The organism is Methylophaga sp. UBA5088 (assembly GCF_002414625.1).
GTDB classification, from domain to species: domain Bacteria; phylum Pseudomonadota; class Gammaproteobacteria; order Nitrosococcales; family Methylophagaceae; genus Methylophaga; species Methylophaga marina.
Window position 1 is genome coordinate 25,033 of sequence record NZ_DIAC01000022.1, and the last position, 227, is coordinate 25,259.

Consider the following 227-nt stretch of genomic DNA (forward strand, 5'->3'; position numbering starts at 1 on the left):
CGCCTCACGACGAGTTTGGCTTTGATTAACAACTGATGAAAAAAATCCAACACAGTAAGGCCCCGCTAAATGGTGAATTGTTCATCCAGCTATAGTGTAGATAAGCACTGTTACAGGAAAATGTCAGAATCGAAAACAGATGAATATACAAATGATGACCTAACTTGATGATACGGCGGGCATATTTCCCGTTCTCAACTGGTGTATAGTCAGATGAATAATAAAAA

General features: G+C 38.8%; 1 protein-coding gene. It reads right to left on the bottom strand.

Annotated features, from left to right (window positions below):
* Positions 1-25: 25 nt before the first annotated feature.
* Positions 26-227 (bottom strand): hypothetical protein (locus tag B4K20_RS02905; RefSeq protein ID WP_289281816.1); only part of this gene is annotated, 202 nt, incomplete at its 5' end.